The sequence below is a fragment of the Pseudoxanthomonas sacheonensis genome (genome assembly GCF_031455975.1).
Classification (GTDB): Bacteria; Pseudomonadota; Gammaproteobacteria; order Xanthomonadales; family Xanthomonadaceae; genus Pseudoxanthomonas_A; species Pseudoxanthomonas_A sacheonensis_A.
The window spans coordinates 193,644-212,696 of record NZ_JAVDTT010000003.1 but is presented as its reverse complement, the minus strand read 5'-3'; the positions used below and the strand labels follow the sequence as shown (position 1 = coordinate 212,696).

At 64.2% G+C, this 19,053-nt stretch carries 18 protein-coding genes; 5 read left to right on the top strand and 13 right to left on the bottom strand.

All coding sequences use genetic code 11. From position 1 onward, the window contains the following. Positions 1–87: 87 nt before the first annotated feature. Positions 88–1,449, top strand: a complete 1,362-nt coding sequence (locus J2W94_RS13120) for an NAD-dependent succinate-semialdehyde dehydrogenase (RefSeq protein WP_310094152.1) — start codon at positions 88–90, stop codon at positions 1,447–1,449. A 265-nt stretch (positions 1,450–1,714) separates the two neighbouring features. Further along, entirely contained in the window at positions 1,715–2,578 is an 864-nt protein-coding gene (locus tag J2W94_RS13115; RefSeq protein WP_310094150.1) for a pirin family protein, read from the top strand. A 32-nt stretch (positions 2,579–2,610) separates the two neighbouring features. Here the strand turns inward: J2W94_RS13115 and J2W94_RS13110 are convergent, their stop codons facing one another. The 13 genes from J2W94_RS13110 to J2W94_RS13050 all read right to left on the bottom strand — a co-directional run bounded on the left by J2W94_RS13110 (position 2,611) and on the right by J2W94_RS13050 (position 15,254). Further along, entirely contained in the window at positions 2,611–3,090 is a 480-nt protein-coding gene (locus tag J2W94_RS13110; protein WP_310094148.1) for a hypothetical protein, read from the bottom strand. 233 nt (positions 3,091–3,323) lie between these two features. Then, positions 3,324–4,064, bottom strand: a complete 741-nt coding sequence (aqpZ, locus tag J2W94_RS13105) for an aquaporin Z (RefSeq protein ID WP_310094145.1) — start codon at positions 4,062–4,064, stop codon at positions 3,324–3,326. Positions 4,065–4,330: 266 nt separating this feature from the next. Further along, a complete protein-coding gene (locus tag J2W94_RS13100; RefSeq protein ID WP_310094143.1) occupies positions 4,331–5,194 on the bottom strand; it encodes a pirin family protein in 864 nt (287 codons plus the stop codon). Positions 5,195–5,271: 77 nt separating this feature from the next. Next, positions 5,272–5,991, bottom strand: a complete 720-nt coding sequence (nfi, locus tag J2W94_RS13095) for a deoxyribonuclease V (protein WP_430540619.1) — start codon at positions 5,989–5,991, stop codon at positions 5,272–5,274. 60 nt (positions 5,992–6,051) lie between these two features. After that, entirely contained in the window at positions 6,052–6,522 is a 471-nt protein-coding gene (locus J2W94_RS13090) for a SixA phosphatase family protein (protein ID WP_310094139.1), read from the bottom strand. Positions 6,523–6,566: 44 nt separating this feature from the next. Next, on the bottom strand, positions 6,567–6,899 hold the full coding sequence (locus J2W94_RS13085) for a hypothetical protein (protein WP_310094137.1): 333 nt from the start codon (positions 6,897–6,899) through the stop codon (positions 6,567–6,569). A 92-nt stretch (positions 6,900–6,991) separates the two neighbouring features. Beyond that, complete coding sequence (locus J2W94_RS13080; RefSeq protein ID WP_310094135.1) at positions 6,992–7,432, bottom strand: hypothetical protein; 441 nt, start codon at positions 7,430–7,432, stop codon at positions 6,992–6,994. 105 nt (positions 7,433–7,537) lie between these two features. Beyond that, the gene (locus J2W94_RS13075; protein ID WP_310094133.1) at positions 7,538–7,741 is read right to left on the bottom strand and encodes a hypothetical protein; all 204 of its coding nucleotides are present in this window, start codon (positions 7,739–7,741) and stop codon (positions 7,538–7,540) included. Positions 7,742–7,873: 132 nt separating this feature from the next. Further along, on the bottom strand, positions 7,874–11,350 hold the full coding sequence (gene mfd, locus J2W94_RS13070; RefSeq protein WP_310094131.1) for a transcription-repair coupling factor: 3,477 nt from the start codon (positions 11,348–11,350) through the stop codon (positions 7,874–7,876). A 178-nt stretch (positions 11,351–11,528) separates the two neighbouring features. Further along, positions 11,529–12,581 (bottom strand): class I SAM-dependent methyltransferase, encoded by a 1,053-nt coding sequence (locus tag J2W94_RS13065; RefSeq protein ID WP_310094128.1) that lies wholly within the window; start codon positions 12,579–12,581, stop codon positions 11,529–11,531. 180 nt (positions 12,582–12,761) lie between these two features. Next, positions 12,762–13,304, bottom strand: coding sequence for a GNAT family N-acetyltransferase (locus tag J2W94_RS13060; protein ID WP_310094126.1), 543 nt, complete (start codon positions 13,302–13,304; stop codon positions 12,762–12,764). 77 nt (positions 13,305–13,381) lie between these two features. Next, positions 13,382–14,341 (bottom strand): DUF808 domain-containing protein, encoded by a 960-nt coding sequence (locus J2W94_RS13055; RefSeq protein WP_310094124.1) that lies wholly within the window; start codon positions 14,339–14,341, stop codon positions 13,382–13,384. A gap of 55 nt (positions 14,342–14,396) precedes the next feature. Next, positions 14,397–15,254 (bottom strand): 23S rRNA (adenine(2030)-N(6))-methyltransferase RlmJ, encoded by an 858-nt coding sequence (locus J2W94_RS13050; protein ID WP_310094122.1) that lies wholly within the window; start codon positions 15,252–15,254, stop codon positions 14,397–14,399. Positions 15,255–15,273: 19 nt separating this feature from the next. Between J2W94_RS13050 and creB the strand changes: the two genes are divergently transcribed. The 3 genes from creB to creD all read left to right on the top strand — a co-directional run bounded on the left by creB (position 15,274) and on the right by creD (position 19,049). Next, on the top strand, positions 15,274–15,993 hold the full coding sequence (gene creB, locus J2W94_RS13045; protein ID WP_310094873.1) for a two-component system response regulator CreB: 720 nt from the start codon (positions 15,274–15,276) through the stop codon (positions 15,991–15,993). Then, positions 15,993–17,423, top strand: a complete 1,431-nt coding sequence (gene creC, locus J2W94_RS13040; protein ID WP_310094120.1) for a two-component system sensor histidine kinase CreC — start codon at positions 15,993–15,995, stop codon at positions 17,421–17,423. The genes creB and creC overlap by 1 nt, the downstream gene beginning before the upstream one ends. 252 nt (positions 17,424–17,675) lie before the next feature. After that, positions 17,676–19,049, top strand: coding sequence for a cell envelope integrity protein CreD (creD, locus tag J2W94_RS13035; RefSeq protein WP_310094118.1), 1,374 nt, complete (start codon positions 17,676–17,678; stop codon positions 19,047–19,049). Positions 19,050–19,053 lie beyond the last annotated feature (4 nt).

Genomic DNA, 19,053 nt, shown 5'->3' with positions numbered 1-19,053 from the left:
TGTCCATTCCCGATCCCAACCGTTTTCGGAGACGTCTGCATAACGCGCGCAGGTGCAGACTTCGCCCATTGATCCGTGGAGTTGCCCATGACTGTCGAAACCGTCAATCCCGCGACCGGCAAGGTCGAATACACGCTCGAACTGATGGACAGCGCCGCTGTGGAGTCCATCCTGGCGGCCGCCGAATCCGCATTCCCGCAATGGTCCGCGCGTCCGTTAGCCGAACGCGGAGAGTTGCTGCGCAAGGTCGGCGCGCAGCTGCGCAGCCGTCGCGACGATATCCAGAGGGTCATGACCGCCGAGATGGGCAAGCTGCGCAAGGAAGCCCTGACCGAAGTCGACAAGTGCGCCGACGCCTGCGACTACTACGCCGAACATGCGGCGGATTATCTGCGCGACCAACCCATCGCCACCGAAGCCAGCAACAGCTACGTGCGTTTCGAACCCATCGGTTGCGTGCTGGCGGTGATGCCGTGGAATTTTCCGATCTGGCAGGTCTTCCGTTTTCTAGCGCCCGCGCTGATGGCGGGCAATGTGGCCGTGCTCAAACACGCCAGCAACGTTCCGCGCTGCGCGGACCTCATCGCCGCAGCGCTGCGTGACGCCGGCATTCCAACGGGCGTGTTCGCGGCCCTGCACATCGATAACGACCAGGCCGCCGACGTGCTGCGCGACCGGCGCGTCGCCGCGGTGACCCTGACCGGCAGCGAACGGGCGGGGCGCTCTATCGCCGCCAATGCCGGCGACCAGCTGAAGAAGTGCGTGATGGAACTCGGCGGCAGCGACGCCTTCGTGGTGCTGGAAGACGCCGACCTGGACAAGACGGTGGCCAGCGCGGTGGCTTCGCGTTTCGGCAATGTGGGCCAGACCTGCATCGCCGCCAAGCGCTTCATTGTGGTGGACGCCATCGCCGACGCCTTCGTGCAGCGCTTCGTCGACGCGGCCTCCAAATTGCAGCTCGGCGATCCCAACGACGAAGCCACGACCTTGGGCCCGATGGCCCGGCAGGATTTACGCGACGAGTTGCACAAGCAGGTCCAGGCCAGCATCGCCAAGGGCGCCAAGCCGCTGCTGGGCTGCGAGCCGGATGGCTCGCACGCGGGGTATCCGGCGTCGATCCTGGATGCGGTGGTGCCGGGCATGGCCGCTTACGAAGAGGAGCTGTTCGGTCCGGTGGCCAGCATCCTCCGCGTGAAGGATGAAGCCGAAGCGATAAAAGTCGCCAACGACACCACTTTCGGCCTCGGCGGCAGCGTTTGGACCGGCGACCGCGAGCGCGGCAACCAGGTCGCCCGCCAGCTGCAGTGCGGCGCGGCATTCGTCAACGCAGTGGTGAAAAGCGATGTGCGCCTGCCGTTCGGCGGGACCAAGCGCTCCGGTTTCGGCCGCGAACTGGCCGAGCACGGCATTCACGAGTTCATGAACATCAAGTCGGTCTACGTGGCTTGAGCTTCGGCTCTTATAGGAGCGACGCCAGTCGCGAAGCTGGACTACTCCGATCCACCGTAAAAACTAATCACGGTGCTGAATGCGACGGTGGAGAGGGAAAGGTTGGTATTTGCCGTGCGCTTCGCGACTGGCGTCGCTCCCGCAACGGTCGATGGTCGTTCCTTGGGCCGGTTGGGTGACGCTGCTGGAACAATCGGTTCCGTGTTGTGCGGTTCCGAAGTGGGGCGGGCGGTGCCATCTTGTGGACATCGAATAAGGAGGCTCCATGAATACCGTCGCTACTTCCCAGACTCCCGCTCGCGTGACCCGCAAAGTACGCGGCCGCGCCACGTCCGACGGCGCCGGCGTCAAGCTGACCCGCGTCATCGGCGGTCCGGATCTGCCGGAGCTGGATCCTTTCCTGCTTCTCGATGAGTTCGGCACCGACCGCGCCGAGGACTACCTGGCTGGCTTCCCCAGCCATCCGCATCGCGGTTTCGAGACCGTCACCTACATGCTGGATGGGCGCATGCGCCACAAGGACAACCACGGCAACGAGGGCCTGCTGACCCCGGGCAGCGTGCAATGGATGACCGCCGGCCGGGGTCTGGTGCATTCGGAAATGCCGGAACAGGAATCCGGACGCATGCGCGGCTTCCAGTTGTGGGTGAATCTTCCTGCGCGCGACAAGATGACCGATCCGAAGTACCAGGAATACGCACCGGACCGCATTCCGGTGGCCACGCCGGCAGTGGGCGTCAGCGTTAAGGTCATCGCTGGCCAGGTGGGCGAGGTGGTCGGCCCGATCGTGCAGCCGGCCACCGATCCGGTGTATCTGGATATCGCGCTCGACGCAGGCACGGTTTGGGAATACACCCTGCCCGAAGGCCATAACGCATTCGCCTACGTGTTCGAAGGCGCAGCGACAGTGGGCGAGGGCGAAGACGCGCGTGCGCTCGAGACCCACGAAATGGCGGTGCTCGGCGGCGGCGATCTGTTGCGGCTGCGCGCCGGCGGCAAGGGCGCGCGTCTGATCCTGGTCGCGGGCCGTCCCCTGCGCGAACCGGTGATGCGCCATGGCCCGTTCGTGATGAACACCAAGCAGGAACTGATGCAGGCCTTCGTCGATTTTCAGGAAGGTCGTTTCTGAATTGCAGGCGCGGTATTGCCGCGCCTTTGTGTTCAGTTCCCGGAAACGAGGTAGGCGGTGCCCGTGCTGACGTCCAACTTCCCCGCCAAGGTTTGCAGTTCGGCCAGGGCTTCCGGCGATTTGGCATCGATCCAGATCTGCGCGTACTGACCCTTGCCCAGCTCCACCACCGCGATCCGCTTGGAAGCCACTGCCGATTCGTCCTGTCCGGCGAGTTCCGGGACGTACCAGTGCAGGGGTTGCCCGGAGAAGACGCCTTGCTCCGCGCGTCTGGACCGGCTCAGGCGCAGATCCGGGTCGCGTGAAGTCAGCAACAGGTTCACGGACTTGCTGTCGTCTTCGGTCCGGGCCTTGCAGGCGAGGAAACCGGTGTTCGCTCGTTCCTCCCACTGCAGTCCGGAGCTGGCGGGAAGTACGGGGCACCGGACGGGGGCTTGCTGGGCCTTGACCATGCCGGGCACGGTAAGAAGTGCTGAAAGAACAAGTACTGAAAGTGGGTAGATGGTTTTCATGGGTGATTCCCCCTGGAAGGGCCATTGCGACATGCTGATGGCGGGTTGCGGAACCCATGAGTGTCTATTCGACCGCGACCTTCCGAAGCCCGTAAAACTCCCAGGGTTCCCGTCCGCCGGCCTCCCCAGCCGTCAGACCAAACGACCTTAGCTCAGCTTTCGGACCCATGGCAACATCTGAGTCAAAAAAAGCCGGGCAAAGCCCGGCTTTCGTTTTGCGGAGCACTCGCCGCTCAGCGATTGCCGACGATATCCGCCTCGTTGCGTCCCAGCCAGCCGTACAACATGCCGCCGATCAGCGCGCCCAGGATCGGCGCCAACCAGAACAACCACAGTTGGCTGAGCGCGCCGTTGCCGACGAATACGGCGACGGCGGTCGAGCGTGCGGGGTTCACCGAAGTGTTGGTGACCGGGATGCTGATCAGGTGAATCAGAGTCAGCGCCAGGCCGATTGCGATGGGCGCGAAGCCGGTGGGCGCGTTCTTGTGGGTGGAACCCATGATCACGATCAGGAAGAATGCCGTCAGCACCACTTCGCACAGGAAGGCCGACGCGACCGTGTAGCCGCCCGGCGACAGTGCGTCGTAGCCGTTGGTGGCGAAGGCGCCGGCAGCGGTGGGGTCGATCGAGAAGCCGCCGCCACCCTTGGCGATCTGTAGCAGGATGAAACCGGCCGCGATGCCGCCCAGTACTTGCGCGACGATGTAGGGCAGCAGTTCCCTGGCCGGGAAGCGCCCGCCCGCCCACAATCCCAGGCTCACTGCCGGATTGAAGTGGCCGCCAGAGATATGGCCGAACGCATACGCGCCGGTCAGTACGGTCAGGCCGAAAGCCAGAGAAACGCCTACGAATCCGATTCCCAACGGGTTGCCGTCACCGCCGAAGTTGGCCGCGAGCACTGCGCTGCCGCAGCCGCCGAGGACCAGCCAGAACGTGCCGAGGAACTCGGCCGTGAGTTTCTTGCCCAGATTCATGTTGCCCCCAAGATGTCTTTCCGCCGGCTGGCGGCTTGGGCAAAGTAGCGGAAGCGATGATCGGGTTTGTTTCTTTTCCGTTAGACGCACTTTGTTGCGCCGCAAAAGCTCTACGACTCCTATCACTGCCGCAATGCCAGGCGATCTCCGGTTCCTGATGAAGCATCCACAAACGATTTGTGGGAGCGGCGTCCCGCCGCGAGCTCTTTGGCTATAGAAGCGAAAAAGCTCGCGGCGGGACGCCGCTCCCACAGGTCAGTTGTCTTTTACCGTTCCGGCAGAGGGATGAATTCCACTTCGCCCGGGATCTGGCCGAACTTGCCTTCTACCCAATCTTGTTTCGCGACCTCAATGCGTTCTTTCGAGCTGGACACGAAGTTCCACCACATATGACGCGGCGCATCCAGCGGCTCGCCGCCAAGCAGCATGGCCTTGAGCGGAGTCTTGGCGCGGAGCACCGGTCGCGTGCCCGGGTCGAGCACCACCAGATGCTTGTCCGGGACATCGGCGCCATCCAGCTGCGCATCGCCTTCCAGGATGTAGAGCGCGCGCTCGACATGACCGTCTTCGATGGCCAGTTCGGCATCGGCCTCCAGGTCCACGGCCACATTGAAAGTGTGGGTGAAGACGCGCACTGGCGATTCCTCGCCGAAGGCGCGTCCGGCGATCACCCGCAGGAATGCGCCGTTGCGTCGGATCTGCGGCAGTGCGGAGGCGGCGTGGTGGTGGAATTCCGGTGCGGTTTCCTCGTCGGGTTTCGGCAGCGCCACCCAGGTCTGCATGCCGTGCACGGCATGCCCGCGTCCACGCTCGTCGGCCGGCGTACGTTCGGAATGGGCGATGCCGCGACCCGCGGTCATCCAGTTGACATCGCCGGGCAGGATCACCTGCTCCGAGCCCAGCGTGTCCTTGTGCTTGATCGCGCCGGCCCACAGGAACGTCACCGTGGCCAGGCCGATATGCGGATGCGGACGGACGTCGATGCCGCGGCCGGGTTCGAAGATCGCCGGTCCCATGTGGTCGACGAATACGAATGGTCCTACGCTGCGCGCCTGCAAGCTCGGCACGGCACGGCGTACTTCGAAACCGCCGCCTAGGTCGTGGGTACGGGGAGTGATGATCGTGGTCATGGAGGCCTCCGGGAAGGGCGCAGGATCGCACAGGAAAGCCGAGCGCTCGACTCGGCGACGGGAACGGATCGTTGCGCTTAGAAGAGACTGTCCTTATCGATGGCGGCGGCGACGCTGGTTGCAAGCTCGCCGCGCCGGGACGCGATCCGGTCGGCCAGGCGGGTCGGTTCCGGCAAGCGGTAGCCCTTCAGCGTGCGCATGACCCATCCGACCGCTGTGTCCAAGGAAATCCGGTGCCCGGGCGAGACGATCAGCGGATTGCAGCGTAGTTTGCTGCGCAACGCCCAACCAATCTGTTCGCCACGGTGCATCAGCGCAGCGCGATCGCCTGGCGTCGGCCCCGGCTCGTCATGGCGACCCGCCAATACTTTCTTGGCTACTCCGATTGCAGGCAATCCTGTCGCCACACCGAAGTGCGCCGCGATTCCTAGTCGTCGGGGATGGGCGATGCCCTGGCCATCGACGAAGACCAGCTCCGGTGTTCGCGTCAGCATGGCCAATGCGGCCATCAATGCCGGCAATTCGCGGAAGCTGAGCAGGCCGGGTACATACGGCATCGAAGTCGCGACCCGGGCGATGTGAGATTCGATGGGTTGAAGCGTCGTGGCATCGAGCAGCACGACCGCCGCGCGGGTGACCGCGCCGTCTTCCTCGAACCCCACGTCGAAGCCCGCCAGCACCTGCGGTTCTGGGAAATCGTCGCGCAGCGAAACGCGCTGGGCCAGTTCCGACTGCAAGCTGCGCGCCGCGATGATGCTGCCGTCCCAATCGCCGAAGACGCCGGTTTGCGGATGCAAAGTCATGCTCCAAGGTTAATGCACGCGTGTTTGGATCGCGTGCAGGCCGCCTTGTGCCCGTCAGTATGTTTCCTGCGACAGGGCGGCTTTTCCGTCGGCGCCGATGCGTATCCGGTAAAGACGATCGAACTCGTCGTCGCCGATCGCTTCGACCGGCCGCCCGGACAGCGCGCCGACGATGTCCGGCACAGTATTGCTATGGCCGACCACCAGGACGGTGCCGACCTTGTGCAGCCTGCGCAACTGCTCGACGAACTGCGATGCGGGCATTTGCGCATCGTAAGTGGTGATACGCAGGAAGTGATTCTCGGCGACAGGCCGTGCGGTCTGATAGGTGCGGCGGTAGGCGGTGGCGTAAACGGCGTTGACCGTCGTATCGTTCAATAGCGTCGCCAAGCGCTGCGCGCGCGCTTGGCCGACCTGACTGAGCGAGGGGTCGCGCGGGTCGTCGGCGCCTTTTTCCGCATGCCGAACCACGACGAAAGTGACCGTGTCGGCATCGCGCGCCGGGGCGATGGAACAGGAGGCCAACGCCAGCGCCGCGCCCGCGAGCACGGCGCCGGCGAACGTGTGCCTCAGTGCTTGGCGAAACGTTTCAAGCCGGTCTCGCCCTCGCCGGTGGTTTCGGCATCGGTCTTGATCCCGTTCTCGAAGCCGCCGCCCGTTCCCGAATACAACAACCATACCGGTTTCTCGTTGCGCAGCAGGTCGAGCGCGTTGTGGAAGTCGTCCAGATGGTAGTGCAAGGACGGATTGTTCGCATCCGGTCCGTCGGCGGGGAGCGACTGACCGTTGGGATGGAACACCAGTTGTCCGATGTAGCTGGTTCCTTTCTTCAGCCATATCCGCGGAGCGAACTGGTTGGCGGCATACATCACTTCGTAACTCTCTATCCTGGTCAGTGCCACGTGCAATCTCCTTCAATGGAAATCCCCTGCAGCAGAAAGAGCGTAGAAAGCGTCGCCAACCGGTCATTGCGCTGCACCCGATCCAAGCGCGATCACTTGGCTTCGATCACCTTGCCGCCTTTCCATACGTAGCGATACGTCTTTTCCAGCGTGGGGCAGCAGCGCGGATCGTTGGGTGCGAGCATCTTCGATTTCACCACCACCATGCCCTTGTCGATCGCGATACTCTGTACGTCGCCCCATAGTTCGCTGGTTCCGGCGTGCGCATAGCCCTTGCCGCGATCCACGAAGACGTCGAGTCGATAGGACCAGTAAGTGGGGCCCAGCAATGCGGTCTGGACCGCGATTTCAGGCTTGCCGTCGCCATCCAAATCGCCGATGACCGTCTTGATGGCATCGTAGCTGACGTCGGCCGGCGGTAACGAGGCCAGGTAATTGGCGGCGATCTTTTCCGCCTCCGCCTGGGTGATCGCGTGGGCCTGCGGTGAAGCAAGGAGCATGAGAACCGGGAACGCTGCAAGGAATTTGCGCATGGTTGCCTCCGTCGGTGGTGGTCTTCCGGTCGCCGGTTGGCGACAGCCATTCACTACCAACGCGCCTACAGGCTGGCAACGGACAGGCTCAACGGGTCGTGCTGCTCAGAAGCGGACGAAGAACGGCAGCGCCATCAATCCGGCCCCGACAACCACCATCAGCCATATGCTGGAAACGAAATACGGGAAGACCATCAGCGCCACCCCGCACAGCGCCGGCAGCAGCGCCTTCTGGTTCTTTCCGTAAATGAAATAGCCCAATCCCACGGAACCGAACAGCAAACCCCACAGCAACGATGCGGTGTCCACGACTGTTTCCTTTCCGGCTTCGACAAGGTTAATTAGAGCAGAGAAACAGGCACTGTGGAGGCCGTAAGAATCAGTAAACCCGCCAAAGGTGCGCGAGCGTAGCCCCGACCGACACACCCTCAACGACGAACCCTACGATTTGGCCAGTGCCGCCAGCAAGCCGCGCGCTGCATTGAAGCGGTCCGCCGCCTCGGGCAGCGGCAGTTTGATCCGCAGCTTGTCCGGCCCATCCATGGAGTACAGCTTGGGCTGTTTCTGGATCATCTGGATCACCGACATCGGATCGATATTGGGCTGCGACTCGAACACGATACGTCCGCCGTTCTCGCCCAGATCCAGCTTGCGGATGCCCATCGCCGTAGCCGTGAGTTTGAGTTCGGCGATGGCGAACAGGTGCTTGGCAGCATCCGGCAGCAGGCCGAAGCGGTCGATCATTTCCACCTGCAGGTCGCGCAGTTCGTCGGCATCGACGGCGCTGCTCACGCGCTTGTACAGCGTCAGTCGCGTGTGCACGTCCGGCAGGTAGTCGTGTGGGATCAGCGACGGGATATGTAGTTCGACCTCGGCCCCATGCGCGGTGCCGGCGTCCAAGTCGGGCAATTTGCCCAGGCGGATCGAACGTACCGCGCGTTCCAGCAGTTCGGTGTACAGGCTGAAGCCGATCTCCGCCATTTGGCCGCTCTGGTCTTCGCCCAACAGCTCGCCGGCGCCGCGGATTTCCAGGTCGTGCGTGGCCAGGGTGAAGCCTGCGCCCAGTTCGTCCATCGCCGCGATCGCTTCCAGACGGCGCTGCGCATCGCCGGTCATGCTGCGTTTGTCGGGGATGACCAGGTAAGCGTAGGCACGGTGGTGCGAACGGCCGACGCGCCCGCGCAGCTGATGCAACTGGGCCAGTCCGAAACGGTCGGCGCGGTTGATGACGATGGTATTGGCGTTGGGGATGTCGATGCCCGATTCGATGATCGTCGTGCACAGCAGCACGTTGAAGCGCTGTTTCTGGAAATCCAGCATCACCTGTTCCAGCTCGCGCTCCGGCATCTGTCCGTGGGCCACGCCGATGCGCGCCTCCGGCACCAGCTCGGACAGGTCGCGCTGCATGCGGCCGATGCTTTCCACGTCGTTATGCAGGAAATACAGCTGGCCGCCGCGCGCCAGTTCGCGCTGGAAGGCTTCGCGCAGCAGCGGCGCGTCCCACGGAGTGATGAAGGTCTGCACCGCCAGACGGTTGGGCGGAGGAGTGGCGATGATGGAAAGATCGCGCAGGCCGGCCATGGCCATGTTCAAGGTGCGCGGAATCGGCGTGGCGGTGAGAGTCAGCAGGTGCACGTTGGCGCGCAACGCCTTCAGCGCTTCCTTCTGGCGCACGCCGAAGCGCTGCTCTTCGTCGACGATCACCAGCCCCAGATCCTTGAACTTCACGTCGGGCTGCAACAGGCGATGCGTGCCTACGATCACGTCCAACGTTCCCTCGGTGACCTTGCGCAGTTCTTCCTTGATTTCCTTGGCGCTCTTGAAGCGTGACAGCACTTCGACCTTCAACGGCCAGTCGGCGAAGCGGTCCCGGAAGTTGCGGTAGTGCTGTTCGGCCAGCAGCGTGGTCGGCACCAGCACCGCGACCTGTTTGCCGGCGCTGGCCGCGGCGAAGGCGGCGCGTACGGCGACCTCGGTCTTGCCGAAACCCACGTCTCCGCAGACCACGCGGTCCATCGGCTGCGAACTGGCCAGGTCGCGGATCACCGCTTCGATGGCATGGTGCTGGTCGGGGGTTTCCTCGAACGGGAAGCCGGCCGCGAACGGTTCGTACATCGCACGATCCAAGTGCAGCGCCAGGCCGGCGCGCGCCTGTCTGCGTGCCTGTATTTCCAGCAGTTCGGCGGCCACGTCGCGGACTTTCTCCGCGGCCCTGCGCTTGGCCTTGGTCCAAGCCTCGCCACCCAGCGAATGCAGCGGGGCGGTTTCCACCGACGCGCCGGAATAGCGGCTGATCAGATGCAGCTGCGCGACCGGCACGTACAGGCGATCGCCCTTGGCGTATTCGATTTCGAGGTATTCGCCGGGCGTGCCGCCGGCTTCCAGCACCACCAGCCCGCGGTAGCGGCCCACGCCGTGATCTTCGTGGACGATGGGCGCGCCTTCGCTCAACTCGCCCAGGTCGCGGATGATGGCTTCGGGTTCGCGACCGGTGCGGCGGCGGCGATGTGGCTGGGTGGCGCGTTCCGGGAACAACTGGCGTTCGGTCAGCACCGCGATCTGCGGCGCGTCGAGCGCGAAGCCGTCTTCCAGCGGCGCGACGGCGAGCGCGAATCGGGAAGATCCGGCGAGGAAGGTGTTGAAGTCGGGGATGACGTCCGGCGTCAGCGCCGCCGCCTGCATCACTTCCATCAACGCTTCGCGACGACCCGGCGAATCCGCCGCCACCATCACCCGTCCCGGATAACTGGACAGGAACGATTTCACCGCCGCTGCGGGCTCGACATCCTTGGCGGCGAGCGGAAGCACCGGCACCGGCTGGTCGCCCAGCGGCTGCGATTCCTCGCGGCGCGGATGGTTCGGCCCGCACACCTCGATGCGCGCATTGCGGTTCAGGCGCTCGCGCAACGCATCGGGTGCGAGATAAAGCTCATCCGGCGGCACCAGCGGCCGTTCGATGTCGTGCCTGCGCTGTTCGTAGCGGTTGCGGGTCTGCGCCCAGAACGCTTCGGCGGCTTCGTAGGCGCCTTCGGCGATCAGCGGCAGCGTATTGGTGTTGTCCAGGTAATCGAACAGCGTCGCGGTTTGCTCGAAGAACAGGGGCAGGTAGTACTCCACCCCTGCCGGCGCGATACCCGACTTGAGATCCTGATACAGCGAGCTGCGCCGGGTATCCACGTCGAAGCGTTCGCGCAGGGCATCCAGAGCCCGCTGCACGGAAAGATCGTCCAGGGGTACTTCGCGTCCGGGCAGCATCTTGACCGCGTCGGTCTTTTCCAGCGAACGCTGGCTTTCCGGGTCGAAGGCGCGAATGGAGTCGATGGTGTCGTCCAGCAGCTCGATGCGCAGCGGCGCATGGGCGCCCATCGGGAAGACATCCAGCAGGCCGCCACGGATGGCGAAATCGCCCGGATCCAGTACCTGCGGCACGTTGCGGTAGCTGGCGGCCTCCAGGCGGCGCTTTTCCTGGTCGAAGTCCAGTTTCTGGCCGACGCGCAGGTCGAAGCTGCCACCGACCACATAACGCAACGGCGGCAGCCGCTGCATGAGCGTCTGTACCGGCACCACGACTATCCCGCGCTTGAGCGTCGGCAGGCCGTGCAGGGCGGCCAGGCGCTGGGAAATGATGTCCGGATGCGGGCTGAAACGGTCGTAGGCCAGGGTTTCCCAATCCGGGAACGGCAGCACCGATAGCTCGGCCTGCGTGCCGAGCAAGGTATGCAGGTCCGATTCCAACTGGTGCGCGCCCTGGTTGTCGCGGGCCACGGCCAGCAACGGCCCCTCGTGGGCTTCGGCCGCACGCGCCAGCGACCAGGCCAGGGCCGTGGGCGAGGCGGGAGCGCGCCACCAGGCACGCAGCTGGTTGCCGCGGGGCAACGGCGGAGGAGGGAAGCGGGTGGATTTGTGGTCGGGAGGCATCGGCACGCAAACAGCAGCAGCGCCGGGTGCGATCGCACCCAGCGCAGGGGAGGGGCATGCAGTTTAGCGTCTCGGCGCGTCAGACCATGTCAGTAGACGCTTCAGAGTGGGTCGATCCTGCCTCACCCTGAAGCGTCGGTCCCGCTCGCCGATTCGGTATCAGCGCGATGCGCAGGGCTCAGGGCCGCGCTTCGAGCACCAGGTTGAACGGAGTCTCGGTAGCGCGCCGGAAGCGGCTAAACCCGCCTTCATCGACCATGATGGCGCGCAGCTTCGCTTCTCCGGCCTGTGCGCCTAGCGCGGGCCCATGGCGCGCCAGCGACACCGGTACGCAGATCTGCGAAGAAGCGCCGTAATAGACCCGTCCGACCGGATTGAGGTTCTCCTCGACCTTGTCGCCAGCGAACGGTTCCACCAGCAGGCAATGACCGTCGGGTTTCAGCGCCTGCAGTGCATGCCGCGCGGCACCTGCGGGATCGCCCATGTCGTGCAGGCAATCGAAGAAGGCGATCAGATCGAAGTCGCGGTCGGCGTAGCCGACGGCATCTGCGACCTCGAAGCGCGCGTTGGCCACGCCGGCGGTTGCCGCGCGCTCGCTGGCGATGCGGATCGATTCGGGGTGGTAGTCGTAGCCGATGAATTGTGAATTCGGATAAGCCTGTGCCATCAGCACGGTGCTGGCGCCGTGGCCGCAGCCGACATCGGCGACCTTGGCGTTGTGGGCGAGCTTGTCCACCACTCCCTCCAGCGCGGGCAGCCATTCGCCGAGCAGGTGCGCGTGGTAACCGGCCCGGAAGAATCGCTCGGTGCCGTGGAACAGGCAGGGGTGGTGTTCGCCCCATTCCATGCCGGCGCCGCTGCGGAAATTCTCCAGGGTGCGGTCCAGCGTATGGAAGGTGTCTTCAACGATGTTGTACGCGCCGGGAAGGTCGACCGGGCCGTTGGGGTCGGCGAGGCACAGCGCCTGCTCGTCGCTCAGCGTGTAGCGGCCGCTGTTGGCGTCGTAACTCACATAGCCGCCAGCGGCCTGGTTTCCCAGCCATTCGCGGATGTAGCGCTCATGAGTGCCGGTGCGTGCGGCGAGTTCGGTGGGGGTGGCGGGCTCTTCGGCCAGGGCCCGGTACAAGCCTAGCCGGTCGCCTACCAGCATCAGGCTGGCGCTGATGGCCGCGCCCAGGTCGCCGACCGCCTTGCCCAGAAAGTCGTTGAGTTTTGCTTCGTCGATGTTCATGCGCGGCCCTTCATATAGTGGCGTGGCGCGGCGGTGCCTGCCGCAGGCCCCCATTAGGCGCAACGCATATGCTGGAAGCGGGCGGCCAGATCAGCGACCGGATTCGTCGCGCGCCGCTCCAAGACGTGGCGATTGCTAACGGAATCGTTTCTGTTTCCGTCCCGCCGACCGCCAATCCGCTTACTCGTTGAGATCCAGCACCACCCGCACCAAGCCGGGGGTATCGTCCTCGCGCATCCGCTTGAAACCCAGCGACTGGGCAAGCTGCAGCATGGGATGGTTATGGTCCAGCACGTCGCCGTACAGGCGGTCCAGCTTCTTGGTCTTGGCCCATTTCACCAGTTTGCGCATGAGTTGGCGGCCCAGGCCCTGTCCGGCGATGAAATGGCTGACCAGGATGGCGAACTCCGCATCGCGTGTACGCGGCGTGATGGAGGTGCGTGCGACCGCGCCCACCAGCGCTTCGCCCGGCGGTAGGTTCTCGGCCGCGACCAGTGCGAATTCGGTACGAGGGTCGGGATGGCACAGGCGGTGCGCCATTTCCGGAGTCATTTCCTTCAGCGCATACAGGAAGCGCTGGCGGACTTCCTCCGGCCCCAGCAGTGCGAAGGCGCCCTGGATGGGGTCCGCATCTTCAGGGCGGATAGGACGGATCAGCAGCTCGCGGCCATTGGGCAATCGGAACTGCTCGTGCCACGGTGGGAGTCTTTTCGGCGCGGTCATGTTGTCATGCTCGCATGAAAGGAACGCTGCGGGGAGTGAGGGAGCAGGCCGGAGGCAGGTCCGCGTAATGCTCTGATTCAGCCCGTCGGCAAGGTCTTCGGCTTGCGTAGCCGGGAGACCAGCTTGACCGCCAGCAGCACGCCGATACCGATCAGAATGCCGACAACGGCATCGAACAGCATGGAAACCAGGGTGCCGGCCGTGCCTTGCGCATAGGGCTCGATGAAATGGTGGAGAGGCGGCAAGCCATGCACCAGGATGCCGCCGCCGACCAGGAACATCGCGGCGGTGCCGGCGATGGAGAGGAACTTCATCAGGTACGGAGCCCCGCGCAGGATGCCTGTGCCGACATTACGCTTGACCTTCGCCCAGCTGCCGTCGCTTCGATCGCGGTTGAGCGCCAGTCCCAGATCGTCCAGCTTCACGATGCCGCCCACCAGGCCGTATACGCCGATGGTCATGATCAGTGCGATGGCCACCAGCGTCAGCAGTTGCTCCAAAAAAGTCCTGCCGGCCAGCGTACCCAGCGAGATGACGATGATCTCGGCCGAGAGGATGAAATCGGTGCGGATCGCGCCGCGCACCTTGTCCCTCTCGAACGCGACCATGTCGACGTTTTCGTCCTGCACGGCCTTTACCAGCTCGGCGTGGTGCTGTTTGTCTTCGTTCTTGTCGTGCAGGAACTTGTGGGCCAGCTTTTCCACGCCTTCGAAGCACAGGAACGCGCCGCCCAACATCATCAGCGGCGTGACCAGCGGAATGTTGTAGCCCCTGCCGTGCAGCCAGGTCTCCAACGCGCTGATCGCCAGCGCGGCCGGCACCAGGATCGCCTTGTTGACCAACGAGCCCTTGGCCACGGCCCACACTACCGGCAGCTCGCGGTCGGCGTTGATGCCGGAGACCTGCTGCGCATTGAGGGCCAGGTCGTCGCCCAGTACGCCTGCGGTCTTCTTGGTGGCGATCTTGGTCATGACCGACACGTCGTCGAGCAGCGAGGCGATGTCGTCGATCAGGGCGAAAAGGCTGGATCCGGCCATGTGGCAGTCAAGGAGTTGCGTTGGGGAGCCGCGATTCTCGCATACGTGGGGTGTTTCAGCCTTCGGTGCGCAGCCATTCCAGCCGCGTCATCGCCCCGGCTTCGCCCAGCGCTTTCTTCAAAAGCGGCAGCGCCGGTGCGATCTGCTGGTCGAACTGCCACGGCGGATTGAGGATCACCAGTCCGCTGCCGTTCAAGCGCAACGGCGAGTCGTCGGCGCGTATCTGCAGCTCCGCCAGCAATACCGATTTGGCCGGTAGCGCTGCGGCCTTGCGGAAGAACGGCTGCAAAGTGCGGCGCTGCTTGATCGGATACCAGATGGCGTAAGTCGCCTGGGGCCAGCGTTCGAGCGCGTCGCGTACCGTGGAAATGATCTGCGGGTACTCGTTTTCCTGCACTTCGTAGGGCGGGTCTATCAACACCAGGCCGCGCGCGAATTTCGTCGCGCCGTGTTTGGGCGGCAGCATCGCCTTGATCGCGGCATAGCCATCGCGCGCGTGCACGGCCACGCGCGGGTCGTGAGCGAACAAGTCCTTCAGCGCGGCCGCTTCCTCCGGCTGCAGTTCGCAGGCGGCCAGGCGGTCCTGTTCGCGCAGGGCCTGGGCCACCAGCAGCGGCGAGCCGGGATAGGCGATCAATGCGCCGACGGGGTTGTTGGCTTCCACCGCGCGCAGGTAGCGCTCCACCACTTCGGGCATCTTCGCTTCGCCCATCAGTCTGAGGATGCCGGCGTCGGCTTCGCCGGTCTTGCGGCTTTCCGGCGCGGCCAGTAGGTAGCGACCGCGCCCGGCATGGGTATCCAGCACGAAAAACGGCGCGTCCTTGCGCTTCAGCGCATCGAGCAAGGCCAGCAGCACGATGTGCTTGAGGACGTCCGCATGATTCCCGGCATGAAAGGCATGTCTATAGTTCATGGCGCGAAGCATAGCCGTTATGCTGCGCGCCATGCCCCTGATCCTGATCGCCGAAGACGAACCCGCCATCGCCGACGCGGTGCTGTACGCGTTGCGCAGCGAGGGTCTGGAAGCCGAGCACTGCCTGCTGGGCCGCGAAATAGCGCCGCGTGTGCGCGCCGGCGGCGTCGATGTGGTGGTGCTGGACGTGGGCTTGCCGGATCGCAGCGGTTTCGACGTGTGCCGCGAGTTGCGCAGCGCAAAGGAAGCATGGGTCAGCGAGGTGCCGGTGATCTTCCTGACCGCGCGCAACGACGAGATCGATCGCGTGCTGGGGCTGGAGCTGGGCGCCGACGACTATATGGCAAAGCCGTTTTCGCCGCGGGAGTTGGTGGCGCGGGTACGCGCGCGTCTGCGCCGCAGCCAGGCGGACGCGGGTTCGACCAAGGAGATCGCACATAAAGAGCAGGCGCACCGGGACTTCGAGGTGGATCGCGAAGGCCACCGCATCCGTTTCCGGGGCAATGCGCTGGAACTGACCCGTTACGAATACATGCTGCTCGCGGCCTTGTTGCAACGCCCCGGTGCCATCCTCAGCCGTGCGCAGTTGATGGATCGCGGCTGGGATAGCGATGCGGATAGCGCCGATCGCACGGTCGACACCCATATCAAGACCCTGCGCGCGAAGCTGCGTGCGGCCGGCGCCGAGAACGATCCGATCCGCACCCATCGCGGCCTCGGCTACGCGCTGGAGGACTGATGCGCCTCGGCCTGCGATTGTTCCTGGGATTCTTCCTGATCGTGGGGCTGGCCGCGTTCTTCGTCATGCGCGTGTTCGTCAACGAAGTGAAGCCCGGGGTGCGCCAGGCCATGGAATCCACTCTTGTGGATTCGGCCAACGTGCTGGCGGTGATGGCGGCGGAGGACATGAAGGCGGGGCGGATAGCCGACGGCAAGTTCGTGCGCGATCTCGCCGAGGCCCGGCAGCGCGACCTGCGCGCGACCATCTGGCAGTTCCCCAAGCGCCGCGTCGACTACCGGATCACCATCACCGATCCGCGCGGCATCGTGGTGTTCGATTCCGAAGGCAAGGATCTGGGCCGCGATAATTCGCGCTGGAACGACGTCTACCGCACTCTGCGCGGCGAATACGGCGCACGCTCCAGCCCGGTGACGCCAGGCGACGAAACCAATACGGTGATGCACGTCGCCGCGCCCATCCGCGATGGCGATCGGCTGATCGGAGTGCTGAGCCTGGCGCAGCCCAATGCCAGCATCGACCCCTTCATCGCCGCCAGCCAGCGCAGCATCATGCGCCAGGGCGCTTGGCTGATCGGGTTATCGGCCCTGATCGGTATCCTGATCACCTGGTGGCTGATGCGCGGCATCAATCGTCTCAACCGTTATGCGCAGGCGGTCAGCGCGGGCGAGCGCGCGCCGCCCTTGCCCGCACGTCGCGACGAGATAGGCGATCTGGGACGTGCGGTGGAAACCATGCGCAGGAAGCTGGAAGGCAAGGCGTATGTCGAGCAGTACGTGCAGTCGCTGACCCACGAGATGAAGAGTCCGCTGGCTGCGATCCGCGGTGCGGCGGAACTGCTGCAGGAACCCTTGCCCGAAGCCGAGCGCCAGCGATTCGCGCACCATATCCAGACCCAGGAACAACGGCTCACCGAAACCATCGACAAGCTGCTGGCGTTGGCGGAAGTGGAACAGCATGGTTGGCTGCAGAAACTGGAGCCGGTCGAAATTGCAGAGATGCTGGCGCAGGCTGCCGAAGGGGTAGCGGCGAAATTGGCCGCCGCCGGACTCACGCTTTCGGTTGACGCCCACGACCCGCAGGCCAGCGTGCAGGGCGATGCCTATCTGTTGCGGCAGGCGATTTCCAATCTGCTTGACAACGCCATCGCGTTCTCGCCACCAGGCGGGAAGATTTCCCTGTCCGGCAGGGCCGATGGGAGGATGATCGAGATCCGGGTGGAGGATCAGGGCTCGGGTGTTCCAGATTACGCACAGGAGCGTGTTTTCGAACGTTTCTATTCGCTGGCGCGGCCATCGACAGGCTTGCGCAGCTCCGGTCTGGGGCTGCCGTTCGTGCGCGAGGTTGCCCGGCTGCATGGCGGCGAGGCGGACCTTTCCAATCTGGCTACAGGTGGCGGGTTAGCGACGCTACGGCTGCCGGTGTCCTGACGGTCTAAATCCCATGGGCTTTCCGACCTCTTTGAACGTCATCCCAGCGGAAGCTGGGATCCATTTTGACTTTAAGCCTTTACGTTGAAAGACCCCGAGCAAGATCAAGATGGATCCCAGCTTCCGCTGGGATGACGGCGAAGAAGAACAACGTCCGCGTTTGTGGGACTTCACACAGACTTCAAATTCGCCTCAAACCTTTCACACCAAGGCACTTCAGGCTAGCCCCGTGTTCAACCCGGGGCAAAAACCATGAAGTCACTGAAGTTGTTATTGCGTTTTATTACCGTCGGCGGCCTGGTGCTGCTGTTGCTGATTCCGCTGATGATGATCCGCGGCGCCATCCACGATCGCCAGGCCTATCGCGCACAGGCGGTCCAGCGCGTGTCGCAAAGCATGGCTGGACCGCAACAGCTGGTCGGCCCACTACGGGTGATTCCGTGGAGGGAGCCTCGCGTGGTGAATGAAATGGGCGCCGACGGCAAGCCGGTTACCCGCACCGAAGTCGTCGAAGGTTATGTCTTCCAGACGCCTAAAACCATGCAGGTGCAGGGCGGACTCAAACCGGACGTGCGCCGCATTGGGCTCTACAACGTACGCGTGTTCGAATGGCAGGCGGGATTGAAGGCCGCCTTCGATCCGCTGACGCTGACCGTAGTGCCGGGGCGCAGCTATGGCCGACCCTATCTCGTGCTCGGTCTGGGCGATGTGCGTGGCCTGGTCGGCACGCCCGACTTCAAGGTCGATGGCGCGTCGGTGGCGTTGGAATCCGGCACGCAGGCCATGTCCGAACGCCTGCACGGCATGCATGCGAATCTGCCGGAGATCGTCGGCGATCTGTTACCCGCCAGCCAAGTGGCTGCGAATTTCCGTTTGAACGGAACGCAGTCGCTGGGTGTCGCGCCGATAGCGGACAGCAATCAGATCACGCTGGGCTCCACCTGGCCGCATCCCTCGTTCGCGGGCCGCTTCCTGCCCAATCAACGCCGCATCCAGGCGGATGGCTTCAGCGCGGAGTGGGAAATCTCGTCGCTCGCCAGTGCGGCCCAGTCGCAACTGGCCAAGGGCGACGGTTTGCTGACCCAGCGCAGCGGCGCCATCGATGGCGCCCCGGCACAGTTTCCCGGCACCGGCGACAGCGCGATCGACAGCGTGGAAGTGAGCCTGGTGGACCCGGTCGACGTTTATACGCAAGCAGATCGCGCCAGCAAATACGGCATCCTGTTCGTGGTGCTGACCTTCGTGGGCTTCGCGCTGTTCGAACTGATCAAGCGTCTGCCGATCCATCCCTTGCAGTACCTGCTGGTGGGCCTGGCGCTGGCGATCTTCTTCCTGCTGCTGCTCAGCCTGTCCGAGCATATCGATTTCGTGAAGGCTTATCTGATCTCCGCAGTGGCGTGTATCGGACTGCAGTTCGTCTACTTGTCCGGAGTGTTGAAGAGTTGGGTGCGGGCGGGAGGATTCGCAGTGATGCTCACCGCGCTCTATGGCGTTCTCTACAGCCTGCTGATCTCCGAAGACAACGCGCTGCTGATGGGCTCGTTGCTGCTGTTCGGCATTCTGGCCGCGATCATGTGGATCACCCGCAAGGTCGACTGGTACGAACTCGGCTCCTCGTTGCGCTGAGCCG

Bases quoted from the DNA above. Each gene is read 5' to 3' on its own strand.
- J2W94_RS13120 (WP_310094152.1), top strand. From the start codon at position 88: ATGACTGTCGAAACCGTCAATCCCGCGACCGGCAAGGTCGAATACACG.
- J2W94_RS13115 (WP_310094150.1), top strand. From the start codon at position 1,715: ATGAATACCGTCGCTACTTCCCAGACTCCCGCTCGCGTGACCCGCAAA.
- J2W94_RS13110 (WP_310094148.1), bottom strand. From the start codon at position 3,090: ATGAAAACCATCTACCCACTTTCAGTACTTGTTCTTTCAGCACTTCTT.
- aqpZ (WP_310094145.1), bottom strand. From the start codon at position 4,064: ATGAATCTGGGCAAGAAACTCACGGCCGAGTTCCTCGGCACGTTCTGG.
- J2W94_RS13100 (WP_310094143.1), bottom strand. From the start codon at position 5,194: ATGACCACGATCATCACTCCCCGTACCCACGACCTAGGCGGCGGTTTC.
- J2W94_RS13080 (WP_310094135.1), bottom strand. From the start codon at position 7,432: ATGCGCAAATTCCTTGCAGCGTTCCCGGTTCTCATGCTCCTTGCTTCA.
- mfd (WP_310094131.1), bottom strand. From the start codon at position 11,350: ATGCCTCCCGACCACAAATCCACCCGCTTCCCTCCTCCGCCGTTGCCC.
- J2W94_RS13065 (WP_310094128.1), bottom strand. From the start codon at position 12,581: ATGAACATCGACGAAGCAAAACTCAACGACTTTCTGGGCAAGGCGGTC.
- J2W94_RS13060 (WP_310094126.1), bottom strand. From the start codon at position 13,304: ATGACCGCGCCGAAAAGACTCCCACCGTGGCACGAGCAGTTCCGATTG.
- J2W94_RS13055 (WP_310094124.1), bottom strand. From the start codon at position 14,341: ATGGCCGGATCCAGCCTTTTCGCCCTGATCGACGACATCGCCTCGCTG.
- J2W94_RS13050 (WP_310094122.1), bottom strand. From the start codon at position 15,254: ATGAACTATAGACATGCCTTTCATGCCGGGAATCATGCGGACGTCCTC.
- creB (WP_310094873.1), top strand. From the start codon at position 15,274: ATGCTGCGCGCCATGCCCCTGATCCTGATCGCCGAAGACGAACCCGCC.
- creC (WP_310094120.1), top strand. From the start codon at position 15,993: ATGCGCCTCGGCCTGCGATTGTTCCTGGGATTCTTCCTGATCGTGGGG.
- creD (WP_310094118.1), top strand. From the start codon at position 17,676: ATGAAGTCACTGAAGTTGTTATTGCGTTTTATTACCGTCGGCGGCCTG.